This is a genomic window from Actinomadura sediminis (assembly GCF_042675525.1).
GTDB lineage: Bacteria > Actinomycetota > Actinomycetes > Streptosporangiales > Streptosporangiaceae > Spirillospora > Spirillospora sediminis.
The window spans coordinates 1-20793 of record NZ_JBHTJA010000034.1 but is presented as its reverse complement, the minus strand read 5'-3'; the positions used below and the strand labels follow the sequence as shown (position 1 = coordinate 20793).

Here is a 20793-nt window from a genome sequence, read left to right as displayed (position 1 = left end):
CGTGGCGCGCTCGGTGATGCTGAACTTGATCGGCAACAACCAGACGTCGCAGGCGTTCCGTGCCGCGGCCGACGATGCCGACCGGCTGTCCGACCGCCTCGGCCGCGCCGAGGTGTCCAGTGCCCGGACCTCCAAGACGTTCGCGGCGCTGACCGGCCGGACCGCGACGCTGGCGTCGGCGCTGCTGACGGTCGCGCCGGCCGCGGGCGCGGCGGGCGCGGCGGTGGTCGCGGGTGCGGGCGCGATGACGGCGGCGTTCGGTGCCGCGACGGTGGCACTGGGCGCGTTCGGGCTCGCCGCCAAGTCGCAGTTGGCCGGTGTCGGGAACGTGTCCGACGCGTGGACGAAGGCGCGGGAGGCCGCCGTCCAGTACGGGGCGGGGTCCAAGGAGGCGGCCGAGGCCACCGCCGCCTACAACAAGCAGCTCGCGGCGCTGCCGCCAGCGACGCGGGAGACGGCGAAGGCGTTCATCGGGCTGCGTAAGGACTTCAAGGCGTGGTCCGACAGCCTGAGCGACGACACGATGCCCGTCTTCTCCAAGGGCATCCACATTCTCCGGCGGGCACTGCCCGCGTTGACCCCCCTAGTGAAGACCGGCGCGGACGCGCTCTGGGACTTCCTGGTCCCGATCGAGCGCGGCGTGAAGCATGGCGGGTTCAAGGACTGGGCGAAACGCGTCAACGAGATCGCCAAGAAGTCGCTGCCGGCGCTGCTGCGGTCGGCGGGCAACGTCGCCAAGGGCATCGGGGGGATCTTCGAGGCGTTCCTGCCGCACGCCCCCGGGATGGCCCGCGGCATCGAGGGCCTCACGGAACGGTTCGCCGCATGGGGCCAGTCGCTGAAGAGCAGCGAGGGGTTCAAGACCTTCATCGACTACGTCCGACAGAACCTGCCCGCCCTGTCCACGACGTTCGGCAACCTCGTGCAGATCGTGGTGAACCTGGCGACGGCGTTCGCGCCGCTATCGGGCATCTCCCTGGAGATCGTCAAGGGCTTCACCGGGATCCTGGCCGCGCTGCCACCCGAGGTGCTCACCCTGCTCGTCGGCGGGTTCGTCGCGTTGACGACCGCGATCCGGATCCTCACCCCGGTGATGCGGGTCCTGAACCTGGTCATGAGGATGAACCCGATCGGGCTGATCGTCACCGCTCTCGGCCTGCTCGTCGCCGGGCTCGTCCTGGCCTACAAGCGGTCGGAGACGTTCCGCCGGATCGTCGACGGCGCCTGGTCGGCCGTGAGCCGGGCGGTGTCGACCGCGTGGCGCGAGTGGATCAAGCCTGCGCTGAGCGGGCTCGCCGACCTGTTCCGCGACGCCTACCAGACCTGGCAGAAGCTGTGGCCCGCCATGGAGCAGCTGCTGACGGAGGTGGCGGCGTTCTTCACCGACACCCTGAAGGGCGCCGTCGACACCGTGGCGGGCGCGTTCGGCGGGCTGGGTGAAAAGGCCACCGAAGCCTCGACGAAGATCTCCGGGGTCGGGCAGGGGTTCGAGTCCACCAAGGAGGACGGCAACTCGTTCCTGTCGTGGTCGACGTTCTTCGGCGGGATGATCGGGCAGATCTTCGGCGGGTTCACCGGCGCTGCGCTCGGCGCGGTGACCGTCCACTTCTGGCCGAAGGTGAAGGGCGCCTTCAAGGACGGGTTCAAGAACATCGGCGGCGACGTGCGCGGCTTCGTCGCGTGGCTGCCCGGCGCCCTCACCCGCGGGCTGACCGACGCGGGCGGCGCCCTGGCCGGCGGGATGCGGCGCCTGCACCGCCGCCTGACCGACGGCCTGCCGCCCCTGCGCCTGTCCTGGCGGTCACACTGGGACTGGGCGAAGACGTTCACGGGCAACGTGATGGACCTGCTCGGCGACGTGACACGGCGCGGGATGCGCGCCATCGCCGGCGCGTTCGACCGCGGGGTCGCCGCGGTCCGCGCAGTTTGGCGGCGGCTGCCGGGCGCGGTGAAGGCGCCCATCAACTGGATCATCAACGAGGGCTACAACGGCGGCATCCGCCGCCTGTGGAACGCGGTGATGGGGTGGTTGAAGCTGCCCGGCGGGCTGCAGCTCGGCCGCGTGCGGGGGCTGGCGCGGGGCGGCACCCTCGCCGACCCGATGCCCGCCAAACCGATGATGACGAACGGCCCGATGGCGATCGTCGGCGAGGGACGGCAAGCCTACCCGGAGTTCGTGATCCCGACGGACCCGAAGTACCGCGGCAGGGCTCAAGCCCTGTGGGCGGCCGCCGGCGGGCACCTGCAGATGCTCGAGCGCGGCGGGGTGCTGGGCTCGGTGCTGGGTGCGGTGAAGAAGGTCGCCGGGAAGGTGTCGGGCATCGCCAAGAGCGGCGTCGACCTGCTCGCCGACCCGAAGGGCGTGTGGGACCGGCTCGCCGCCCGCATGGTCCCCGGGTCGGGGCATCTGGCGAAGGACAAGTGGGGCACCGCCATGTCGAAGGTGGTTCCCCAGATGCTGTCCCGCGCGTGGGGTGCGGCGTCGCAGATCATCAACACGTTCAAGAAGGCGTTCGGCGGCGACGCGCACGGCGTGGTCAAGGCCGCCGCTTCCATGATCGGGCGGGGCGACGACCGCGGCGAGAACAACAACTGGCTCACGAGAATGTGGGGCATGCCCGGGGCGCCGTGGTGCGCGATCTTCGTGTCGGAGGCGATCAAGCAGGCGCGGGCGACCAAGCGGTACAAGGGGTATCCGTCGGCTGCGGTCGCGTCCTATGTAGCGGGCATGCGGCATGTGGGCCGCTCCGAGGGCCGCCCCGGAGACCTGGGCGCCTACCGCGGCACCGGCCACATCAACGTGATCGCCAAGAACCTTGGCGGCGGCGTCTACGAGACGATCGGCGGCAACGAAGGCCCCCGCGTGAAGCGCTCCCGCAGGGGCGGGCAGTCGGCGATCCTGCGGCCGATGGCGCGCGGCGGCGTCCTGGGCGTCTACCGGCAGCGCAACCTCGACCCGGCTGACGACCGGGATCCGCTGCTGCGTGCGCTGCGCGGCGCCCGGGTCGCCACCTACGACAGCGGCGGCATGCTGCAGCCCGGCGCGACCCTCGCGATCAACAACCTGGGCCGCCCCGAACCGGTCTTCCCCAGCCTGGAGGCCGCCGCGGCGTACGGCGGCCGCAGCGGCCCGCTGGTGAACATTGAGGAGGTCGTCGTGAGGGAGCGCGCTGACGTGGATCTGCTGGCCGACCGGCTCGGGTTCACCGTCAGAGCGGCGAGCCTCTGATGCTGACGAGAGTGTCGCTTCAGGACGGCGCCCGGGAGATGGTCCTGCTCCCCCGCCAGTCGGACGGGATTTTCCTGCAGGGACTCAGCGCACCGATGCCCGAGGTGCGGGAGGTCTCCGAGAACCGCACCGAAGACGACGGCGTCCGCGACGAAACGATGCTGTTCGGGTCCCGCGCCGTCAGCATCGAGCTGCTCGTCACCCAGGACCCGCGTGGTGTCGAGGACGAACTGGCTCGCTACCTGCATCCGCGGGTGCGGCCGTTCCTGGTGGTGGAGGACGACGGCTGGTCGCAGGCACGCCGCATCCGGCTGCGTGTCAGCCAGTTCGACAAGCCGCTGGAACTCGACCTGGCGCGGATCGACGCCCGGAAGATCTCGGTGGGGTGGGTCGCGCCGGACGGGATCTGGGAGGCCGATGTCGCCGCCGAGGAGACCGTCGTCGCAGATGTCGACACGTCCGGCGACGGGTTCTCGCTGCCGGTGACGCTGCCGTTGACGCTGACGGCGACGCAGGAGACCGGCGCGTCGCTGCTCACGAATCTGGGTGCGGTGCCCAGTCATTTCACGGCGAAGCTGTACGGGCCGTGCACCGCGCCGAGCCTGGTCAACGAGACCACCGGCGAGGAGATCACGTTCACGTCCGGCCTGACGTTGGCGTCCGGCGAGTACGTGGAGATCGACACGCGGGAGCGGACGGCGAACCTGCTGTCGAACGCAGCGACAACCCGCCTGCACTTGATCGACTTCACCTCTACGTCGTGGTGGCAGTTGCAGCCCGGCCTGAACCAGATCAGATACGCGCCCGCTCCGTCCGAGCCGGGCGCCGCGGCCATCATCACCTACCGGCCCGCATGGCTATGAGGAGAAGCGCATGACGCTGTACCGGCCGCTGTTCATGCAGGCCGCGATGGGCGACACCGAGTTCGAGTACGACGGCCGGGCGCTGCGGTTGATGCTCACCGGCCTGTGGTCGAGCGAAGGCCCGGTCAACAACTCGTTCATCGTGTCGCAGCGCGGCGCGGGCGCGAACATGTCCGTGGACGTGTCCGGCGGGACCGCGGTCGTCACCGGCAACGACGTCAGCTTGCAGGGCACGTACATGTGCGTCAGCGACGCGACGGTGAACGTGACCGTGCCGGCGGCGCCCGCGTCCGGGTCCCGAACGCACCGGATCATGCTGTACGTCAAGGACAAGCTGTACGACGGGACGCTCGCGGCGGACACCTACGAGTTCGCGGTGGAGTTGCAGGAGGACACGGGCTCGGGAACTCCGACGCTGCCGCCGTCGGCGATCAGCCTGGCGCTGGTGACGGTCGCGGCCGGGCAGATCTCGGTGACGGATGCCGACATCACCGACACGCGGATCTCGGGGTTGACGGCGCCGTCGTGGCTGCGGCAGTCGACGGGGGCGGATGACCGGCCCGCGATTCCGCTGTCGGGTGAGCGGGTGTACCGCACCGACCTGGGGTGCATGGAGATCACCGACGGGTCGTCGTGGTTCGAGATCCCGCGCCGGGATGGCGGCGGCAGCGAGTGGTCGACGTACACGCCGACGCTGACGGCGACGTCGAGCAACCCGACGCTCGGGACAGGCTCGACGGCGCAGGGCCGGTACATCCGGTACGGGCGCATGGTGACGTGCACCGCGTGGATTCGGTTCGGGACGTCGGGCGTGAGCGTCGGCAGCGGCTTCTACGAGATCAGCTTGCCGGTGCTGGCGCGGACGCAGACGGTGGGGCGCCGCACCGGGTCGGGCTACCTGTACGACAGCTCGAACGACTACCAGGACGGCGGCTGCTTCATCGACGTCAACGTCCAGGATCGGGTGCGACTGTCGATGAACGGGACGGTCGTCACACCTACCAGCCCGATGGCGTTCGGCGCGAGCGACGAGCTCGGGTTCACCATCACCTACGAGGCGGCGAGCTGATGGCTTTCACGAGCGCGGTCAAGAACGCGATGCTCGACCTGATCGACGAATCCGGCGGCACGGTCCCGATCTCCACGATCAGCCTGCACACCGCCGACCCGGGCAGCGCCGGCACGTCCGAGGTGGTCGGCGGGAGTTACGCCCGACAGTCCGTCACGTGGGGCGCGGCCGCGTCCGGCGTGAAGTCGAACTCGGCCGACCTGGTGTTCAACGTCCCGGCCGGGACGACGGTCACGCACGTCGGCGGCTGGGACGGGTCCACGTTCCGGGGCGGCGGTGCACTCACCGCGTCGCAGGCGTTCGCGACCGCGGGGACGTACACGATCGGCGCCGGCGACCTCGACGCCACCATCTGACCGTGGCGATCACGTTCGTCGGCGCGTCGTCGGCGACGGCGTCGACCGGCACGCTCAACATCAGCTGGCCTGCCGGGATCCAGTCCGGCGACCTGGCGGTGCTGGCGTGGAACGGCGACGATTCGGCGACGTGGACGAACCCGGCGCCGCTCGCGCTGCTGGGGTCGGAGGTGTCGGGCGGGACGCAGGAGTCCCGCGTCTACTACCGGGTGTGCGACGGGATCAATGAGACCGGCTCGCTGTCGCTGACGCAGTCCACGATCAACAAGCAGACCGCGATCATCGTCGTCTACCGCGGGGTGCACCAGTCGCTCCCGATCGACGCGTGGGATTCGCGGGCGGAGACGGTCACCGGGACGACGCACGCGAACCCGAGCGTGACGACGGTCAACGCGAACACGGCCGCGCTCGCCATCATCCAGGAGCGGGCGACCGACTCCAGTCCGAACTACACGCCACCGAGCGGGTACACCGAGCGGGCGAACCCGACGCCGGTCGGTGGCGGCGGGTCGACGTCGGCGGCGATCGCTGACGACGGCCTCGCCGTGGCGCGCGCGGCGGGCACGACGTTCGCGCCGCCGGCATGGTCGAACGGCATCTCCACCGACAACGTCATCACGTGGACGATCACGCTGCGGCCGCTCTCGGAGGCGCACGCGGGGTCGGCAACCCTGTCGGGGGCGCTGGCGCTCGGCGCGTCGGGCTCCCCGGGCGTGGCCGGATCCGCGGAGTTCGCCGGGGCGGCGACGCTGACGGGGGCAGGCTCCCCCGCGGTGTCGGGCGGCGCCGCCGCGTTCTCTGGGCTGTTGACGCTGTCGGCGCGCGGGACGGCGGACACGGGGATCGGGTTGCCGCCGCGGCCGCGGACCCGCTGGCAGCTCGTCCTCGGCCCTGCGGAGGGTGGGCACGAGCTGGCGCTGACGGAGGCTTCGAGCCGCCGCTACACGGCGCGGCTCAACGACAACTCCGACCTCAGTTTCAGCATCGATGGGCGGCATGCGCAGGCCGACGCGATCGAGGAGTTGAGCACGGACGTGCACCTGCTGTTCACGCGGGCGGACGGCGTCACGGAAGAGCTGGACCGGATGCGCGTCGGGCAGACCCGCGACTCCATCAACGAGAACGAGCACCGCGTCGAGGTGACATGCCTGGACTACCGGGCCGTCCTCGCGCGCAGGACCCTGTACTCCACCGACACGCTCACGTACTCGGCGACGGATCAGGCGGAGATCGCCTGGGGGCTGATCGACACCACGCAGCAGCAGGAGGCGGGCGCGCTCGGCATCTCCAAGGCGTGGTCGGGGACGACGCCGACGGGGGTCAACCGGGACCGCACCTACGAGGCCGGGGACTCGATCGGCGAGCGGATCCAGGAGCTGTCGGAGACGCTCAGCGGGTTCGACTGGGACATCACCCCGACGTCGGCGTCCGGGCTGCAGTTGGAGGTGTGGCATCCCGAGCGCGGCACCGACCGGGGTGTGGTGCTGATCCTGGGCGGCCTCGCCGCGGGCATCTCCCGCGAAGTCAACCCCAGTGCGTACGCGAACGCCTTGAGGTACACGGGCGCGGAGGGCACGACCGCCGTTGAGCGGGAGGCCGCGTTCCTGGGCGAGCCGGGCAACTTCCCGGCCGGCCGGTGGGACGCCGTGTTCGGCGACGACGGGTTGACGCTGCAGGCGACGCTGGATCAGCGCGCGGCGTGGCAGCTCGCCGAAAGCCAGGTGATCCGGCCGGTGTACACGGTGACGCTCGCGCGCGGTGGATGGGCCGGGCCGGATCACATCTGGGTGGGTGACACGGTGCGGCTGATCGTCCCGTCGGGGCGGCTCGCGGTCGACACGACCCTGCGGGTGCACGAGGTCGAGATCGACCTGGACGGTGACGGCGGCGAGCAGGTGACGCTCGCGCTCGGGGGGCCGCGGCCGTCGTTCGCGCGGTGGCCGTCCTGGGTGGACAAGAGGCTGAAGAACTTGGAGCGGCGATGACGTGCACGGCGAGAGAGGGAGTGATCGGGTGTGGCGTGGTCCAGCGTGGGTGACGGTCGTGCGGGACCTGGCGTGCCTGGTGCTGCCTGGAACGGCGTTCATCATCGAGGCGCTGAAGGACAAGCCCAGCGTCGAGCTCCTCGTCATCTACATGGCGCTGGTGTCGATGCCGGGGCTGGCGGGGGCGGTGGCTCTGGCGAGGCATGGGCCTGGTACCGGGCCGCCGTCGTCGCCGCCTCCGCCTCTGCCGCCGTCTTCGCCCTCGTCTTCATCGTCTACCACTGCACCCTGACGCCATGAGGACGCGGGTGCTGACGCAGACGGGCGCGGTGCGGGCGTGGTGGTCGCTGGCGATGGTGCTGGTGGCCGCGGTGCTGGTGGCGGGTGTGAACGTCTGGTACACGGCGCATGCGCAGCGGGAGTCGGATCAGCGGTGGTGTGAGCTGATGGCCGCTCTGGATGAGCCGGCGGCGCCGCCGGGGACGGTGCGGGGTGCGCAGATTCAGCGGGAGGTCCGGCAGCTTCGAGCCGACCTGGGATGTGGAGATCGATGAGCGAACCCGAGAACGAGGAAGAGCTGATGGCGCGGGTGGACGTCTACCCGGGTGCACACCAGCCGACGGAGCCCGACGAAGAGGACGTCCTGCGCGAGCTGTACGGCAAGCCCGAGCAGGACGGCGTGTACAAGGGGGTGGCGGGCTGATGGGCGTCCGGATCACCGTCGAGCGGACCGGCAAGAAGTTGGAGCGCGAGACCCCTCGACCGCAGGTGAACATCATCTTCGGTCCGCCCCGAGCCGGTAACGAGGTGGGCATAGAGCCCCCGATGCTCGCTGAGTGGGCGGCACGGGCGGCGCGAATGGGAAGGCTCTGATGGGCACCGCTGCGGGCATGCTCGCTGAGGCCCGCAAGTCGCTGGGCCTGTCGGGCCGCCCGAACTACATCACGAGGGACTACGCGTCCCGGCACGGGGCGGCGTTCCTGACGGCGCCGTGGTGCGACATGGCGGTCACCTACTGGGCACGGCGAAGCGGTAACGCCGACACCGTCCTCCCGGCCGGGGACCGCGCATACACCCCCTGGCACGCCGCCGACTTCCAGAAGATCGGCCGCTGGTACCCGGGAACCCCCGGCAACGTGCGCCGCGCGAAGCCCGGCGACATCGTGTTCTTCGACTGGGGCTTCTCAGATTCGATCGGCGCGATCGACCACGTCGGCGTCGTCGAGAAGGCGCTGCCGGATGGGCGGCTGGCCACGATCGAGGGCAACACCGGCGACCGGTGCCTGCGCCGCATCCGCTCGGCGTCGGTGATCGCCGGATACGGGCGCCCGGACTACAGCGGCTCGTCGTCCGACGGGTCGGCGAGTGAGGAGGATCCATTGCTCGGGCTCAAGAAGGGCGACAAGGGCGAGCGCGTCCAGGCGCTCCAGGAGATGATCCGCGCGGCCGGTCAGGGCGACGCTCTGGAGCCGTGGGGCACGGACGGGGACTACGGCGACGCGACCGCCGAGGCGCTGCGTCTCGTGCGCGTGTCGGTCGGCAGCAAGGCCGCGCGGGAGCGGCGTGACGCGACGGCGCGTGGGGAGCGGGTGGACGCGTGGGCGTTCCAGCAGCTCCACTCGGCGGTCGCCCGCAACCAGGGCAAGTACGACCTGAAGAAGGTCTGAGGAGGCCACCATGAAGATCGGAAGCTACGCGAAGTCCCTCGTGGCGGCGGTCGTCGCCGGGAGCGGCACGCTCGGCACCGCGATGGCCGACGACGTCGTCACGACCGGCGAGTGGGTGGGTGTGGCGCTGGCGGTGCTGGGTGCGCTCGGCATCGTCGCGGCCGTCCCGAACGCCCGCGTCTCGGACGACCTGCGCCGGTAGGCCGGTAGCCTGGTCAACGTCGGCGGGTGGGGAAGCCCGACCGGCACACGGAAGCCCCGTCCTCTGCTTCGGCAGGGGACGGGGCTTCTTCGTCGTGCCCGGGGATCTACGCAGGGCCCTTGATCTTGCCGGTCCCGCCGCACATCCGGCAGTTCGCCTTCGTCTTCTGGCTGTACCCGGTGCCGTCACAGCCCGGGCACTTCACCTCGATCGTCTTTCCCATCAGGGGCCTCCTCCATGTCGTACCAGACGCTGTCCTTGGCGACGGCGCCGCAGCGGAGGCAGTAGAACGTGTCCTGCTCCGCCATGACGGGATCCAGGGCGTGCTTCCCTCCAGATGCGAGGCACGGGATCTGCTGCGCGCGGCGGCCTTCGTCGGTGAACCGGTGCATGTCGCTGACCGTATCCCTCCTCTCACGATCAGGTAGGGGGTTTGGGGCCGCGGCCCCGGGACTTACCGCGCATCGTGCCCGGGGCCGCGGGTTGGAAGGAGGCAGCAGGACGGAGCTACCGGATACCGCGCCGCCGCCCCCGGTCTAGGGGGTTGGTGGCCGGGTCACGCCGAGCTCGTCGGCGATCTCGTCGGCAGCTTCTTCGGGGTCGGCCCGAAGTGCCACCCCGCTGGCCACCCATCGGTATGCGGCGCGGTCCCACTCGACTTCCCGCGGCCCGACTTCCCGGTAGGTGACGCGCACCCGCGACAGGCCGGTCTCCGGGTCCCTGATGAGCGCGCAAGCGACCTGCGGGACGCGGCGTCGCACGGCGGCATGCAACTTCTCCGCGGGACCGAAGATCTCAAGCATCGGCCGCCACCTCCACCTCGGCGGCGGCAGCCTGCCGCGCGCGGCTACGCTCCTCCCACCGCACGACCGCGGCCATCAGCTCACCGCTGAGATGCTCGACGCGGGCGGCGTCCTCAGTGGGGTGCGTCTCTGTGCCGACGGCCTGCATCAGCAACTCGTAGGCGGCGAGGGCCTGGCCAAGGTTGCGCCCCCGCTCCTCGTCGAACTCGGGCACCCGGTGCTCGTCGGGGCCGCTCATGCCGGCGCCCCGGCAAGCCTGCCCATGATCCACACGACGGCGTCGGTGACGTGCGTCGCCTCGTCAACCGGTGCACCCCCGGCCCAGTACCACCACCGGTCGCCGTCGGCGGGGCGGCGCTTGCAGGTGATCGTGATCGCGGGGATGGATCCGCCGCGCTCAGCCCCGTAGACGGTGAGGACGCCGTCGTCAATCTCGGCCTCGTAGCCCTTGCCGTGCAGGGCGGCCTTGAGCAAACCGAGCCGGTCGGTCAGGCCCGCGTCGCAACTCTGATCGGCTGTCATGTCGCATAGCGTGACCAGCCGCGAACGTCGGAAGGGACAGTATTCCTGTCCCCTACCTGACCAGGACCCCCACCCGGTCGGCGAGATCCCGGGCCGCCGGGCGCATCCCCGCCGGGCCCTCGGTCACCAGCTCGGCCAACATGCGGCGGGCGTGCCCGTTGTACCGAATCGTCTCGGGCGCCGTGCCTTGCGCCCTTTTCAGCATGGCAAGCGCCTGCTCCTGATCCCCGGCGAGCCGGTACGCGCGCGCCACCTCGATCTCATGGCGGCCGCGGCGAGGCTGCGACGGGATCGGTGACTTCGCCGCGCGCCGGGCCTGCCTGCGGGCCTCCCCGCCGTGCCGGAGTTCGACGGCGACGGTGACGGCGTGCGCGGGCATGATGGCGCGGGAGAAGCTCGTCATGAGGTCATAGTGGTCAGCAGGGAGCCGCTGCGCGATCTCGTCCGCGCGGTCCCACCACCCCCACGCCACTCCGGGCTGCTTGGCACGTGCTGCGGTGTATGCGACCTCATGGTGGAGCGCGCCCCACATTGCGAGCAGGTCGTCGTCGGCGCCCTCGACGTGCGGTGCGATGAGCTCCAGACCCTCACGGTTCACGGCTTCCGCGGCGTCGAGGTCCCCGGCGTCGCGGTGCGCCTGCGCGGCGAGCCAGACGGCGCCGCCGATCGCGCGCGGATCCTCGGACTCCTCGGCGGCCATGAGGCTGCGCTCGACGACGCGCCACAGCAGGTCCGCCGACGGCTGGTAGGCCACGTAGAACTGGGTGAGGTTGTACGTCCCGGCGAGGAGGGCGAGGGCGCGGCGCCGGTCGGCTCCCTGGTGCCCGCGGACGGCGGCCTTCGCGTCCTGGATCAGGTCGGGCAGGCGACGGCCGAGGACGGTCCGATGGTCGGGGGCCGCGTGCCGTGCCTGCCATGCGGCGCGGAGTCGCAACTCCAAGTAGTCCAGCGACGGTGGCGAGTCCGTGCGGCCAATGGCGACGGAGTTGATCGCGTCCCGGACGCGGACGAGAGCGGGGTGGCCGGGCCCGCGGAACATACTCATGGGCACTGGCCGAGTGCCAGCGAGGTCGGCGACGTCCTGGAGGCGTAGCACCTCGGCGAGGTCGAGGAGCCGCGGCAGCTTCACGTCCTGGATCTCGCCGCGTTCGACTGCCTTTACCCATCGGCCGTTGCGGCCGATCAGCTCGCCGAGGGCCTGGCGGGACATGCCGCGCCGCTCTCGGTGGTACCGGATCCGGTCGCCAATGGTCAGGTCCGGGTCAGTGGGATCGATGCTACGGTCATTCATAGGCCCTGCACCTTCCTGATGAGACTCGACACCTCTCAGGCTAGGCGCAGGGCCCACGCATGTGCAGGTCTACGCCCGCATCGTCGCGTCCCCGATGAACAGGTCGACGGTCCGGCGGGCGCCCGCCCCGGTCGGGCGCGGGTCCGACACCGCTACGAGCTGGACACGGTCGAGAGCCCGGTCGGGCAGCAACACCAGGCGCTCCACGAGCCGCATCACCGCGTCGTCGCCGCCCTCGATGCGCAGGTGAGTGCCGCAGGGCTTCGCCGTCACAGGCCACCCTCGAACTGGAAGCTCTCGTACTCGAAGCCGGGGTTGACCTCGATGCTCACGGCCTTCAGGTCGGCGGTCTTCTCCGCGGCGAACATGAACGTGGTCGTCGCGGTCCGGCCGGGCGAGATCGTCCCGTCGAACATGCCGTCGGTGCCCTCCTGGAACACCTGCTCGGCCTCGACGCCGTCGGCGCCGAGCCGCGCGGTGACGGTGACCATGGTGGCGTCGAACTGCCGCTTGGAGCCGTTGCGGAACTGGATGGTGGCGACGACGGCGGGGTCGCCGGGGCGGCCGCCGGAGGCGAGGGCGCCGACGGTGCTCTTCTTCAGCTTGGACACGCGGAACGCGATGCCGTCGTCGGCGGTGGCCCAGGTGCCGACCTTGGTCACCTGCGACTCGGGGGCGGGGGCTTCGGGGCTGTCGCCGCCGGCGTCCGCGGCGGCGGGGGCGCCGGGCTCGGTGGAGACCTCCTGGGGGGCGGCGCAGGCGGTGGCGAGGCCGATGCCGAGGCAGGTGGCGATCAGGGCGAGGAGGATGCGCATGTTGATCCTGTCGTTGGGGGTGGCGCGGGAGGCGATGCTCATTCGACACCCGAGTTGATGATCAGGTTCACGTGTGGCGCGATGCGGCCACAGTCGTGCTGCAGTCGGGACAGTTGGTGAGGATGGGGCCGTAGCGGGTCTGAGAGAAGTCCATGCCGTCTTCGCGGACGAGGGCGTCGATGACGCCGAGCCGCATGTTGTGGCGGGGGCAGACGACCGCACGGATCCAGCCATGGGCATGGCAGTGGTCGAACACGAGGCCGCCATACAGGCCCGCCGCGTCACAGTCCTTGACTTCACAGGTGGCGTCCACCCAGTAGGCGAGCCGCCAGTGTTGAGGCTTGCTCTTGATCACGCTGTACTGGATGGATCCGTTCGTCTCGACGAACCGCTTCACGCTCTCCCCTGCTGGGCTTCTCGGGAGGCTGCACGTGAACGCCGGATACTGTCGCAAGTCCTGTAAAACGGCCACCCCTGACCAGCAGGGATAACGCCATGGTTAGAACGGCGCAGGTTCGGGGAATCTTGTCACGAGATTCAGCGTTGGTGAGGGCAAGACCGCAAGCCGTCTGGGAGGCACGTGACGATGGCCGAGCGCGCACTTCGCGGCACCCGACTCGGAGCCACGAGCTACGAGAACGATCGCAACACCGATCTGGCCCCTCGGCAAGAGGTGGACTACACCTGCACCAAGGGCCACCGGTTCACCGTGACGCTCGCAGCCGAGGCCGAGGTGCCGATGACCTGGGAATGCCGCAACTGCGGCGCCACGGCCCTGCGGGTCGACGGCGAACTTCCCCAAGCCAAGAAGGGGAAGCCGCCGCGGACGCACTGGGACATGCTCATGGAACGCCGTACGGTCGAGGATCTCGAAGAGGTCCTGGCGGAGCGGCTGGAGATCCTGCGGGCCGGGCGGAGGAAGACCGCCTGACCGCCGCGACCGGGTGATCTCGCGGGACGGGCCCGCATCGTGCGCGCACGATGCGGGCCCGTCGCCGTTTCCCGTGTCCGTCCGCGCGGCGCAGAACGCGGGCGGCGCAGAACGCGGGCGGCGCAGAACGCGGGCGGCGCAGAACGCGGGCGGCGCCGGGGGTCAGCGGGCGCGGGGCAGGACCAGGCCGGTCTCGTAGGCGGTGACGACGGCCTGGACGCGGTCGCGCAGCGCGAGCTTGCGCAGGATGCGGCCGACGTGCGTCTTGACCGTCTCCTCCCCCACCACGAGCCGCGCGGCGATCTCGGCGTTGGTCAGCCCTTCGGCGACCAGCCGCAGCACCTCGGTCTCCCGGGGCGTCAGGGCGTCCAGCGCGGCGGACGGCGGGCGGGGCCGCAGCCGCGCGAACTCGCCGATGAGGCGCCGGGTGACGGTCGGGGCCAGCAGCGCCTCCCCGGACGCCACGACGCGGACCGCGTCGAACAGCCGCTCGGCCGTCACGTCCTTGAGCAGGAACCCGCTGGCGCCCGCCACCAGCGCGTCGTAGACGTGCTCGTCGAGGTCGAACGTCGTCAGCATCAGGACGCGGGGCGCGGCGGGCGCGGCGGCGACGCGGCGGGCGGCCTCGATCCCGTCCATCACCGGCATCCGCACGTCCATCAGCACCACGTCCGGCCGGTGCTCGCCGCAGGCGCGCACCGCCGCGGCGCCGTCGTCGGCGGTGGCGACGACGGCGAAGTCGGGCTGCGTGCCCAGCAGCGCCCCGAAGCCCGCGCGGACGACCTCCTGGTCGTCGGCCACGATGATGCGGATCGTCACGGCGCCGCCCCCGCCGGGCCGCCGCGTCCCCCGCCCACGGCGGGGGACGCGGCGGGCAGGACGGCCCGGACGACGAACCCGCCGAGGGGCCCGGGGCCGGTGCGCAGTTCCCCGCCGACCGCCGCGACGCGCTCGCGCATCCCCGTCAGCCCGTGCCCGCCCGCCCCCGCGGCGCCCCCGCCGGCGGGTCCGGGGCGGGGGGCGGGGCCGGGTCCGTTGTCGCGCACCGTCAGCCGCAGCGCCTCCCCCGCGTAGGCGAGCTCGACGTCGACGGCGGCGCCGGGGGCGTGCCGCCGCGCGTTGGTGAGGGCCTCCTGCACGATCCGGTAGGCGGTCAGCTCCACCCCCGGGCCCAGGGCGGCGACGGGCCCGCTGACGATCAGGCGGGCGGCGGCGCCCGACCCGTCGCGGGTCTGGTCGATCAGGTCCAGGAGCTGCTGCAGGCCGGGCTGGGGCCGCCGGTCGGGCGGCCCGCCGGCCTCGCCCGCGTCCTCGCGCAGCACGCCCAGCAGCCGCCGCATCTCCGTCAGCGCCGTGCGGGCGGTGTCGCCGATGGCCAGCAGCCGCTCGGCGCCCTCGGCGGGCATCCCCGCGACGGCCAGCCGCGCGGTCTCCGCCTGGACCGAGATCAGCGAGATGTGGTGGGCGACGACGTCGTGCAGTTCACGGGCGATGCGGGCCCGCTCGCCGCGGGCGGTGTGCTGCAGCAGCGTGTGCTCGGCGGCGCGGCGGGACGCGTCCCGCGCGGCGGCCTCGGCGCGGCGCCGCCCGATCCGGCGGCGGGCCAGCACGGCCCAGACGGTCAGCAGCGCGGCGGTCGCGGCCAGCGCCGGGCCGCGGTGCAGCAGCAGCGCCGCGACGGCGGCGACGGGGATCGTGTCGGCCGCGGCGGGGCCGTGGTCCCCGGCGTCCCCGCCCGGCCCGGCCCGCGCCGCCGGGACGTCCGCGTCCGGGCCGCGCAGGAGGACGAGCGGGAGCGTCGCCGACACGTCGAGCACGAGCGCCAGCGGCAGGGTCTCGCCGGACCCGCCGGCGCGCAGCACCGCCTCGGTGGCCGCGGCGGCGGCGAGGCAGCCGCCGGCCGCGCGCCATCCCGGCTCCCGGATCCGCGTCACGCACGCCATTGTGTCGCGCGCCCCGGAGCGGCGCGTCCCCCTGCGGGGGGACGGGCGTTCCCCGCCGCCGGGGACGCGCGGGACGGCTCCCCGGCGGGACGACACCGCCCCGGCGCGGCCCGTAACGTCCGGGCCATGGATGCGACCATCGAAGTGCGCGGGCTGAGCAAACGGTACGGGGCGGCCGTCGCCGTCGACGGCCTGTCGTTCACCGTCGAGCCCGGCCGGGTCACCGGTTTCGTCGGGCCGAACGGGTCGGGCAAGACCACCACGATGCGGATGATCCTCGGCCTGGACCGGCCGGACGGCGGGACGGCGCTGGTCGGGGGGCGCCCCTACCGGTCGCTGCGGACGCCGCTGTGCCGGCTGGGCAGCATGCTGGACGCCGGGGCGGTGCATCCGGCGCGCCGGGCGCGGGATCACCTGCTGTGGCTGGCGCGCGCGAACGGGATACCGGCGCGGCGGGTCGGCGAGGTGCTGGAGCTGGCGGGGCTGGCGGAGGTCGCGCGGCGCCCCGCCGGGGGGTTCTCGCTGGGGATGCGGCAGCGGCTGGGCATCGCGGCGGCGCTGCTCGGTGATCCGCCCGCGCTGATGTTCGACGAGCCGGTCAACGGGCTGGACCCCGAGGGCGTGGCGTGGATCCGGGGGCTGCTGCGGGGGCTGGCCGCCGAGGGCCGCGCGGTGCTGGTGTCGAGCCATCTGATGAGCGAGCTGGAGGGCGGCGCCGATCACCTGGTGGTGATCGGGCGGGGCCGGCTGATCGCCGACACGAGCGTCGCGGCGCTGCTGGCGGCGGCGTCGGGCGGGCGGGTCGAGGTGCGCACGTCCGCGCGGCGGGACGCGATGACGGTGCTGGCGAACGCGGGCGCGACGGTGGCCGCCGGGGACCGGGACGCGGTGACGGCGGCGGGCCTGCCCGCCGAGTGGGTCGTGGAGCTGCTGGCGGGCGCCGGGGTGCCGTTCTCGGGGGTGGCCGGGCACCGGGCGTCGCTGGAGGAGGCGTACATGGAGCTGACCCGGGACGCCGTGCAGTTCCGCGCCCGCTCCGGTGACGATCCGGCCGGCGACACGGAGTCCGGCGGCGCGGTGGGCGGGCCGAGACCGGGGGCGGCGTCGTGACCGCCCGGCCGTATCGCAGCACGGTCCGCCCGGCCGGGGACGGGTTCGGGCGGCTGCTGCTGTCGGAGTGGACGAAGCTGCGGTCGGTCCCCCGGTGGCTGTTCGCGCTCGCGGGCTCGGTCGTGCTGACCGTCCTGGTGGCGCTGCTGGCCGCGGCGGGGACCCGGTCCACGGGCGGCGGGGCGGCCGGGGATCTGCCCGCGGGCGTCACCGACCAGGGGCACTACACCTACCGGACGCTCACCGGGGACGGGAGCATCACCGCCCGCGTCACCTCCCAGCGGGCCGGGCAGGCGTGGGCCAAGGCCGGGCTGATGGTGCGGGCGAGCACCGCCCCCCGCACCCCTTACGCGGCGATCATGGTGACGCCCGGGCACGGGGTGCGGCTGCAGACCGGCTACGAGAGCGGCGGGGCGGGCGGCGCGGCGGGCGCGACGCCCCGCTGGCTGAAGCTCACCCGGTCGGGGCCGACCGTGACCGGGTACGCGTCGGCGGACGGGCGCGCCTGGCTGCGGGTCGGCGCGGTGCGGCTGGACGGGCTGCCGGAGGCGGTGACGGCGGGCCTGTTCGTCGCGTCCCCCGACCAGGTGCGGGTGGTGCGGCAGTTCGGCGGCGAGGACGTCTCCGGGGAGCCGACGGACACGACGGCGACGTTCGACGGCGTCGCCCTGGACGGCGCGTGGCGGGCCGCGGACGGCGCGTGGCGGGACCGTGCCGGGCCCGGCGGCCCGGCCGCGCCCGCGGGGGCCGGGTCCACCCGGGACGGCGGGGTGTTCACGCTGACGGGGTCGGGCGACATCGGCCCCGACCTGTTCGCCGACGACACGGTCCGCATGGCGCTGACCGGGGTGCTGGTCGGGCAGGCGGCGATCGTGGCGGCGGCGGTGCTGTTCGTCACCGCCGAGTACCGGCGCCGCATGATCGCGGTGACGCTGGCGGCGTCCCCGCGGCGGGGCCGGGTGCTGGCGGCCAAGGCCGTGGTGGTCGCGGCGGCCGGGTTCGCCGCGGGGCTGGCGGCCGCGGCCGGGGCGCTGCTGGTCACCGGCCTCGCCGGGCGGCCGGTCCCCGATCCGCTGGACGGGACGGTGCTGCGGGCGGTCCTGGGCACGGGGCTGCTGCTGGCGGCCGTCGCGGTGCTGTCGCTGGCGGTCGCGGTGATCGTGCGGCGCGGCGCCCCGGCGATCACGCTGGTGCTGCTGGCGCTGCTGGTGCCGCAGATCGTGGCGCCGGGGCTGCCGGTGGCGGCGGCACGGTGGGTGGAGCGGCTCACCCCGGCGGCGGGGTTCGCCGTGCAGCAGACCGTCCCGCGCTACGACACCGCGCTCGGCCCGTGGGCGGGCCTGGGGGTGCTGTGCGCGTACACGGCGGCCGAGGTCGCCGCCGCGGCGTGGCTGCTGCGGCGGCGGGACGCGTGAGCGGGCGGGGCGCGGCGGCGGTGCGGGCGCTGCACGCGGAGTGGACCAAGCTGGTGACGCTGCGCGGCACCGGGTGGCTGCTGTTCGCGCTGGCGGCGTCGACGGCCGCGGCGGGCGCGGCGGTGATGTGGCCGGTGGACGCCGCGCGGTGCCCGTCCCCGGCGCGGTGCTTCGAGGACGTCCCGCGGCTGAGCCTGTCGGGCGTGCGGGTGGGGCAGGTCGCGGCCGTGGTGCTGGGGGCGGCGGCGATCGGCGCGGAGTTCGGGACCCGCACGATCGTGCCGACGCTGTCGGCGGTGCCCCGGCGGGGGCTGGTGCTGGCGGCGAAGGCGGCGGTGGTCGCCGTCCTCGTCGCGGCGGCGGGCGCGGCCGGGGTGGCGGGGTCGCTGGCGGCGGGCCGGTTCGTCCTGCCGCGCAACGGGTTCACGGCGGCCGCCGGGCATCCGCCGCTGTCGGTGCTGGACGGCGCGACGGCGCGGGCGGCGGCGGGCTCGGTGCTGTACCTGGTGCTGGTGGCGCTGCTGGGGCTGGGCGCCGCCGCGGCCGCCCGCGGCACCGCCGGGGGCGTGACCGGCGTGCTGGGGCTGCTGTGGGCGGCGCCGGTGGTCGTCCCGCTGCTGGGCGACGACCGCTGGCAGGAGCGGCTGGAGCGGTTCGCGCCGATGCCGGCGGGCCTGTCGGTGCAGGCGACACGGGCGCTGGAGCGGCTGCCGATCGGGCCGTGGGCCGGGCTGGGCGTGCTGGCGGGGTGGGCGGCACTGGCGCTGCTGCTGGGCGGGGCGGTGCTGGCGCGCCGCGACGCCTGACGCCGCCGCGGGCGCCCGGCTGTTTTACTTCCGTGCCCTGGTGGATGACCAGGCGCTTTGCGAGACTTGAGGGAGGGATCGGGGCCCCGTCCCGTGGCGGAGGATCGCTCAACCGGACGAACCGGAGCGGTTCCCGCAACGGAACGAGGGGGGAACCATGACCGAAAACGCCGCGATACCGCGCTGGCATGTCACCGGCGACTGGTTCGACGCGTGCAAGTGCGACATCCCGTGCCCGTGCACCTTCGCTCAGGCGCCCACCTACGGCGACTGCGACGGCGTGCTCGCCTGGCATATCCGCGAAGGCCGCTACGGGGACGTGCCGTTGGACGGCCTCAACGTCCTGATGATCGGCTCTTTCGTCGGGAACGTGTGGGAAGGCGGCCACTCCGAGCCTCGCGCCGCCGTCTTCATGGACGAGCGCGCCGACGAGGCGCAGCGTGAAGCGCTGGAGCGGGTCTTCGGCGGACGGGCCGGCGGATGGCCCGCCGAGTTCGTGCGGATGCTCGACCCCGAGATGCGGGGCCTGGAGTACGCGCCCGTCACCGTCACGGTCGACGACGATCTCGCCGGCTGGAGCACGGAGGTCCCCGGCCGGGTCGAGGCGAGGGTCGAGGCCCTCGGCGGCCCGACCACGCGCGCGGGGGAACGCGCGCAGAGCACCGGCCTCCCCGGTTCCGAGACCGGGCCGGGCCAGGTCGTGACGTGGGGACGGGCCCTGTCCTACCGGGCGGAGGCCTTCGGGTTCGACCTGGACCGGCGGAACACCTCGAGCAAGCACATCACGTTCGACTGGAGCGGTCCGGATTGAGGGCCGCGCCGCACGCGCCGCGCGCCGGGCGGGCCCGGGGCGCCCGGCCCGCGGTGGCGGAGTCGGTGTTCGTCGTGGTGCTGCTGGCCCTGTCCGCGGCGGCGTGGGCGGCGGTCCATCGCATGGCGGCGCCCGACATGCGCATGGGGCTGCTGACCGGCGCCGGCCGCTCCGGCGGCATGGCCCCGATGCCGATGAGCGCCGGGCTGTTCCTGGGCATGTGGCTGGTGATGATGGCGGCGATGATGCTGCCCGCGGTGGCGCCGGTGATCGTGCGCGTCGGCCGGATGATGCGGGCGCGCGGCCTCGGCGGGTCGCGCTCGTACGCGCTGGTCGCCGGGTACCTGCTGGTGTGGGGGGCGGCCGGGGTCGCCGCGTACGGGCTGTTCCAGGTGTTCCAGGCGACGGCGTCGGCGGCGGGCTTCCCCGTCGTCGCGCGGGCCGGGGCGGCGGTTCTGCTGGTGGCCGGTGTCTACCAGCTCACGCCGTTGAAGGGGGCGTGCCTGCGGCAGTGCCGGTCGCCGCTGGCCGTGGTCGTGCGGTTCGGGCCGCGGATCGCGGCGAGCCGGGCGGGCGCGGTGCGGGCCGGGGCCCGCCACGGGGCCTACTGCCTGGGCTGCTGCTGGGCGCTGATGGCGGTCCTGCTGGCCGCGGGGATGATGAGCCTGGTGTGGATGGGGGTGCTGTCGGCGGTGGTGCTGGTGGAGAAGACGGCGCGGGGCGGTGTCGTGTTCGGGCGCCTGCTGGGCGCCGGGATGATCGTCTTGGGGCTCGTGCTCCTCGCCGCGCCCGGATTGTCGCTCGCCGTGGCCTGAGCCCGCCGCGGCCGGCTCGTCCGGCCGGGGACCGGGCGGCGACCGGTCCCGCGGCGGGACCGCCCCGGGGTCCGGGACCGGTTTCGGGCACCGGACGGCACCGGTGCCGGCGGTTCCCGGACGTTTCGGGGGTGCCGTGCGCGGCGGGGCGGTGCGCGGC

26 protein-coding genes are annotated in these 20793 nt (G+C 73.3%); 16 read left to right on the top strand and 10 right to left on the bottom strand.

Translation table 11 applies throughout. The features are described from left to right. The first annotated feature begins 1 nt into the window (after position 1). The 10 genes from ACFQ11_RS18145 to ACFQ11_RS18100 all read left to right on the top strand — a co-directional run bounded on the left by ACFQ11_RS18145 (position 2) and on the right by ACFQ11_RS18100 (position 9371). Positions 2-3229, top strand: a complete 3228-nt coding sequence (locus ACFQ11_RS18145) for a phage tail protein (protein WP_378299996.1) — start codon at positions 2-4, stop codon at positions 3227-3229. Between the two features lie 11 nt (positions 3230-3240). Then, positions 3241-4092, top strand: a complete 852-nt coding sequence (locus tag ACFQ11_RS18140; RefSeq protein ID WP_378299995.1) for a phage distal tail protein — start codon at positions 3241-3243, stop codon at positions 4090-4092. Positions 4093-4102: 10 nt separating this feature from the next. Continuing rightward, complete coding sequence (locus ACFQ11_RS18135) at positions 4103-5161, top strand: hypothetical protein (RefSeq protein ID WP_378299993.1); 1059 nt, start codon at positions 4103-4105, stop codon at positions 5159-5161. Further along, positions 5161-5517 carry a phage tail fiber protein gene (locus ACFQ11_RS18130; RefSeq protein ID WP_378299991.1) on the top strand — a complete coding sequence of 119 codons (357 nt, stop codon included), beginning with the start codon at positions 5161-5163 and terminating at the stop codon, positions 5515-5517. Before ACFQ11_RS18135 ends, ACFQ11_RS18130 begins: the two co-directional genes overlap by 1 nt. A 2-nt stretch (positions 5518-5519) precedes the next feature. Beyond that, the gene (locus ACFQ11_RS18125; RefSeq protein ID WP_378299989.1) at positions 5520-7502 is read left to right on the top strand and encodes a hypothetical protein; all 1983 of its coding nucleotides are present in this window, start codon (positions 5520-5522) and stop codon (positions 7500-7502) included. Between the two features lie 28 nt (positions 7503-7530). Next, positions 7531-7794 carry a hypothetical protein gene (locus ACFQ11_RS18120; protein WP_378299987.1) on the top strand — a complete coding sequence of 88 codons (264 nt, stop codon included), beginning with the start codon at positions 7531-7533 and terminating at the stop codon, positions 7792-7794. Positions 7795-7810: 16 nt separating this feature from the next. Further along, positions 7811-8056 carry a hypothetical protein gene (locus ACFQ11_RS18115; protein ID WP_378299985.1) on the top strand — a complete coding sequence of 82 codons (246 nt, stop codon included), beginning with the start codon at positions 7811-7813 and terminating at the stop codon, positions 8054-8056. Then, positions 8053-8205: a hypothetical protein gene (locus tag ACFQ11_RS18110; RefSeq protein WP_378299983.1), complete on the top strand. Its 153-nt coding sequence runs from the start codon at positions 8053-8055 to the stop codon at positions 8203-8205. Before ACFQ11_RS18115 ends, ACFQ11_RS18110 begins: the two co-directional genes overlap by 4 nt. A gap of 169 nt (positions 8206-8374) precedes the next feature. Beyond that, positions 8375-9169, top strand: a complete 795-nt coding sequence (locus ACFQ11_RS18105; RefSeq protein WP_378299981.1) for a CHAP domain-containing protein — start codon at positions 8375-8377, stop codon at positions 9167-9169. 10 nt (positions 9170-9179) lie between these two features. After that, on the top strand, positions 9180-9371 hold the full coding sequence (locus tag ACFQ11_RS18100) for a hypothetical protein (protein ID WP_378299979.1): 192 nt from the start codon (positions 9180-9182) through the stop codon (positions 9369-9371). A gap of 185 nt (positions 9372-9556) precedes the next feature. Here ACFQ11_RS18100 and ACFQ11_RS18095 read toward each other — a convergent pair whose 3' ends face one another. The 8 genes from ACFQ11_RS18095 to ACFQ11_RS18060 form a co-directional block, all read right to left on the bottom strand. Continuing rightward, positions 9557-9763: a hypothetical protein gene (locus ACFQ11_RS18095; protein ID WP_378299977.1), complete on the bottom strand. Its 207-nt coding sequence runs from the start codon at positions 9761-9763 to the stop codon at positions 9557-9559. 144 nt (positions 9764-9907) lie between these two features. Further along, positions 9908-10174, bottom strand: coding sequence for a hypothetical protein (locus ACFQ11_RS18090; protein ID WP_378299975.1), 267 nt, complete (start codon positions 10172-10174; stop codon positions 9908-9910). After that, positions 10167-10412, bottom strand: coding sequence for a hypothetical protein (locus tag ACFQ11_RS18085; protein WP_378299973.1), 246 nt, complete (start codon positions 10410-10412; stop codon positions 10167-10169). Before ACFQ11_RS18085 ends, ACFQ11_RS18090 begins: the two co-directional genes overlap by 8 nt. Continuing rightward, the gene (locus ACFQ11_RS18080; protein ID WP_378299971.1) at positions 10409-10696 is read right to left on the bottom strand and encodes a hypothetical protein; all 288 of its coding nucleotides are present in this window, start codon (positions 10694-10696) and stop codon (positions 10409-10411) included. Before ACFQ11_RS18080 ends, ACFQ11_RS18085 begins: the two co-directional genes overlap by 4 nt. 52 nt (positions 10697-10748) lie before the next feature. After that, the gene (locus ACFQ11_RS18075; RefSeq protein ID WP_378299969.1) at positions 10749-11987 is read right to left on the bottom strand and encodes a helix-turn-helix domain-containing protein; all 1239 of its coding nucleotides are present in this window, start codon (positions 11985-11987) and stop codon (positions 10749-10751) included. Between the two features lie 69 nt (positions 11988-12056). Beyond that, positions 12057-12260: a hypothetical protein gene (locus tag ACFQ11_RS18070; protein WP_378299967.1), complete on the bottom strand. Its 204-nt coding sequence runs from the start codon at positions 12258-12260 to the stop codon at positions 12057-12059. Further along, positions 12257-12844 (bottom strand): hypothetical protein, encoded by a 588-nt coding sequence (locus ACFQ11_RS18065; protein ID WP_378299965.1) that lies wholly within the window; start codon positions 12842-12844, stop codon positions 12257-12259. Before ACFQ11_RS18065 ends, ACFQ11_RS18070 begins: the two co-directional genes overlap by 4 nt. 25 nt (positions 12845-12869) lie before the next feature. Further along, entirely contained in the window at positions 12870-13199 is a 330-nt protein-coding gene (locus tag ACFQ11_RS18060) for an endonuclease domain-containing protein (RefSeq protein ID WP_378299963.1), read from the bottom strand. A 189-nt stretch (positions 13200-13388) separates the two neighbouring features. Between ACFQ11_RS18060 and ACFQ11_RS18055 the strand changes: the two genes are divergently transcribed. Beyond that, positions 13389-13733, top strand: coding sequence for an RNA polymerase-binding protein RbpA (locus tag ACFQ11_RS18055; protein ID WP_026401712.1), 345 nt, complete (start codon positions 13389-13391; stop codon positions 13731-13733). 162 nt (positions 13734-13895) lie between these two features. Here the strand turns inward: ACFQ11_RS18055 and ACFQ11_RS18050 are convergent, their stop codons facing one another. Both ACFQ11_RS18050 and ACFQ11_RS18045 read right to left on the bottom strand, forming a co-directional pair. Continuing rightward, positions 13896-14552, bottom strand: a complete 657-nt coding sequence (locus ACFQ11_RS18050; protein WP_378299961.1) for a response regulator — start codon at positions 14550-14552, stop codon at positions 13896-13898. After that, complete coding sequence (locus ACFQ11_RS18045; protein ID WP_378299959.1) at positions 14549-15667, bottom strand: sensor histidine kinase; 1119 nt, start codon at positions 15665-15667, stop codon at positions 14549-14551. Before ACFQ11_RS18045 ends, ACFQ11_RS18050 begins: the two co-directional genes overlap by 4 nt. Before the next feature lie 135 nt (positions 15668-15802). Here ACFQ11_RS18045 and ACFQ11_RS18040 point away from each other — a divergent pair, with 135 nt between their 5' ends. The 5 genes from ACFQ11_RS18040 to ACFQ11_RS18020 all read left to right on the top strand — a co-directional run bounded on the left by ACFQ11_RS18040 (position 15803) and on the right by ACFQ11_RS18020 (position 20633). Continuing rightward, positions 15803-16786 (top strand): ABC transporter ATP-binding protein, encoded by a 984-nt coding sequence (locus ACFQ11_RS18040; protein ID WP_378299957.1) that lies wholly within the window; start codon positions 15803-15805, stop codon positions 16784-16786. Next, positions 16783-18201 (top strand): ABC transporter permease subunit, encoded by a 1419-nt coding sequence (locus ACFQ11_RS18035; protein WP_378299954.1) that lies wholly within the window; start codon positions 16783-16785, stop codon positions 18199-18201. The genes ACFQ11_RS18040 and ACFQ11_RS18035 overlap by 4 nt, the downstream gene beginning before the upstream one ends. Then, the gene (locus ACFQ11_RS18030) at positions 18198-19007 is read left to right on the top strand and encodes an ABC transporter permease (RefSeq protein WP_378299952.1); all 810 of its coding nucleotides are present in this window, start codon (positions 18198-18200) and stop codon (positions 19005-19007) included. Before ACFQ11_RS18035 ends, ACFQ11_RS18030 begins: the two co-directional genes overlap by 4 nt. A gap of 157 nt (positions 19008-19164) precedes the next feature. After that, a complete protein-coding gene (locus tag ACFQ11_RS18025) occupies positions 19165-19818 on the top strand; it encodes a DUF1326 domain-containing protein (RefSeq protein WP_378299950.1) in 654 nt (217 codons plus the stop codon). Further along, positions 19815-20633, top strand: coding sequence for a DUF2182 domain-containing protein (locus ACFQ11_RS18020; RefSeq protein ID WP_378299948.1), 819 nt, complete (start codon positions 19815-19817; stop codon positions 20631-20633). Before ACFQ11_RS18025 ends, ACFQ11_RS18020 begins: the two co-directional genes overlap by 4 nt. Positions 20634-20793 lie beyond the last annotated feature (160 nt).

Bases quoted from the DNA above. Each gene is read 5' to 3' on its own strand.
- ACFQ11_RS18135 (WP_378299993.1), top strand. From the start codon at position 4,103: ATGACGCTGTACCGGCCGCTGTTCATGCAGGCCGCGATGGGCGACACC.
- ACFQ11_RS18130 (WP_378299991.1), top strand. From the start codon at position 5,161: ATGGCTTTCACGAGCGCGGTCAAGAACGCGATGCTCGACCTGATCGAC.
- ACFQ11_RS18110 (WP_378299983.1), top strand. From the start codon at position 8,053: ATGAGCGAACCCGAGAACGAGGAAGAGCTGATGGCGCGGGTGGACGTC.
- ACFQ11_RS18105 (WP_378299981.1), top strand. From the start codon at position 8,375: ATGGGCACCGCTGCGGGCATGCTCGCTGAGGCCCGCAAGTCGCTGGGC.
- ACFQ11_RS18100 (WP_378299979.1), top strand. From the start codon at position 9,180: ATGAAGATCGGAAGCTACGCGAAGTCCCTCGTGGCGGCGGTCGTCGCC.
- ACFQ11_RS18095 (WP_378299977.1), bottom strand. From the start codon at position 9,763: ATGCACCGGTTCACCGACGAAGGCCGCCGCGCGCAGCAGATCCCGTGC.
- ACFQ11_RS18090 (WP_378299975.1), bottom strand. From the start codon at position 10,174: ATGCTTGAGATCTTCGGTCCCGCGGAGAAGTTGCATGCCGCCGTGCGA.
- ACFQ11_RS18085 (WP_378299973.1), bottom strand. From the start codon at position 10,412: ATGAGCGGCCCCGACGAGCACCGGGTGCCCGAGTTCGACGAGGAGCGG.
- ACFQ11_RS18080 (WP_378299971.1), bottom strand. From the start codon at position 10,696: ATGACAGCCGATCAGAGTTGCGACGCGGGCCTGACCGACCGGCTCGGT.
- ACFQ11_RS18075 (WP_378299969.1), bottom strand. From the start codon at position 11,987: ATGAATGACCGTAGCATCGATCCCACTGACCCGGACCTGACCATTGGC.
- ACFQ11_RS18065 (WP_378299965.1), bottom strand. From the start codon at position 12,844: ATGAGCATCGCCTCCCGCGCCACCCCCAACGACAGGATCAACATGCGC.
- ACFQ11_RS18055 (WP_026401712.1), top strand. From the start codon at position 13,389: ATGGCCGAGCGCGCACTTCGCGGCACCCGACTCGGAGCCACGAGCTAC.
- ACFQ11_RS18040 (WP_378299957.1), top strand. From the start codon at position 15,803: ATGGATGCGACCATCGAAGTGCGCGGGCTGAGCAAACGGTACGGGGCG.
- ACFQ11_RS18025 (WP_378299950.1), top strand. From the start codon at position 19,165: ATGACCGAAAACGCCGCGATACCGCGCTGGCATGTCACCGGCGACTGG.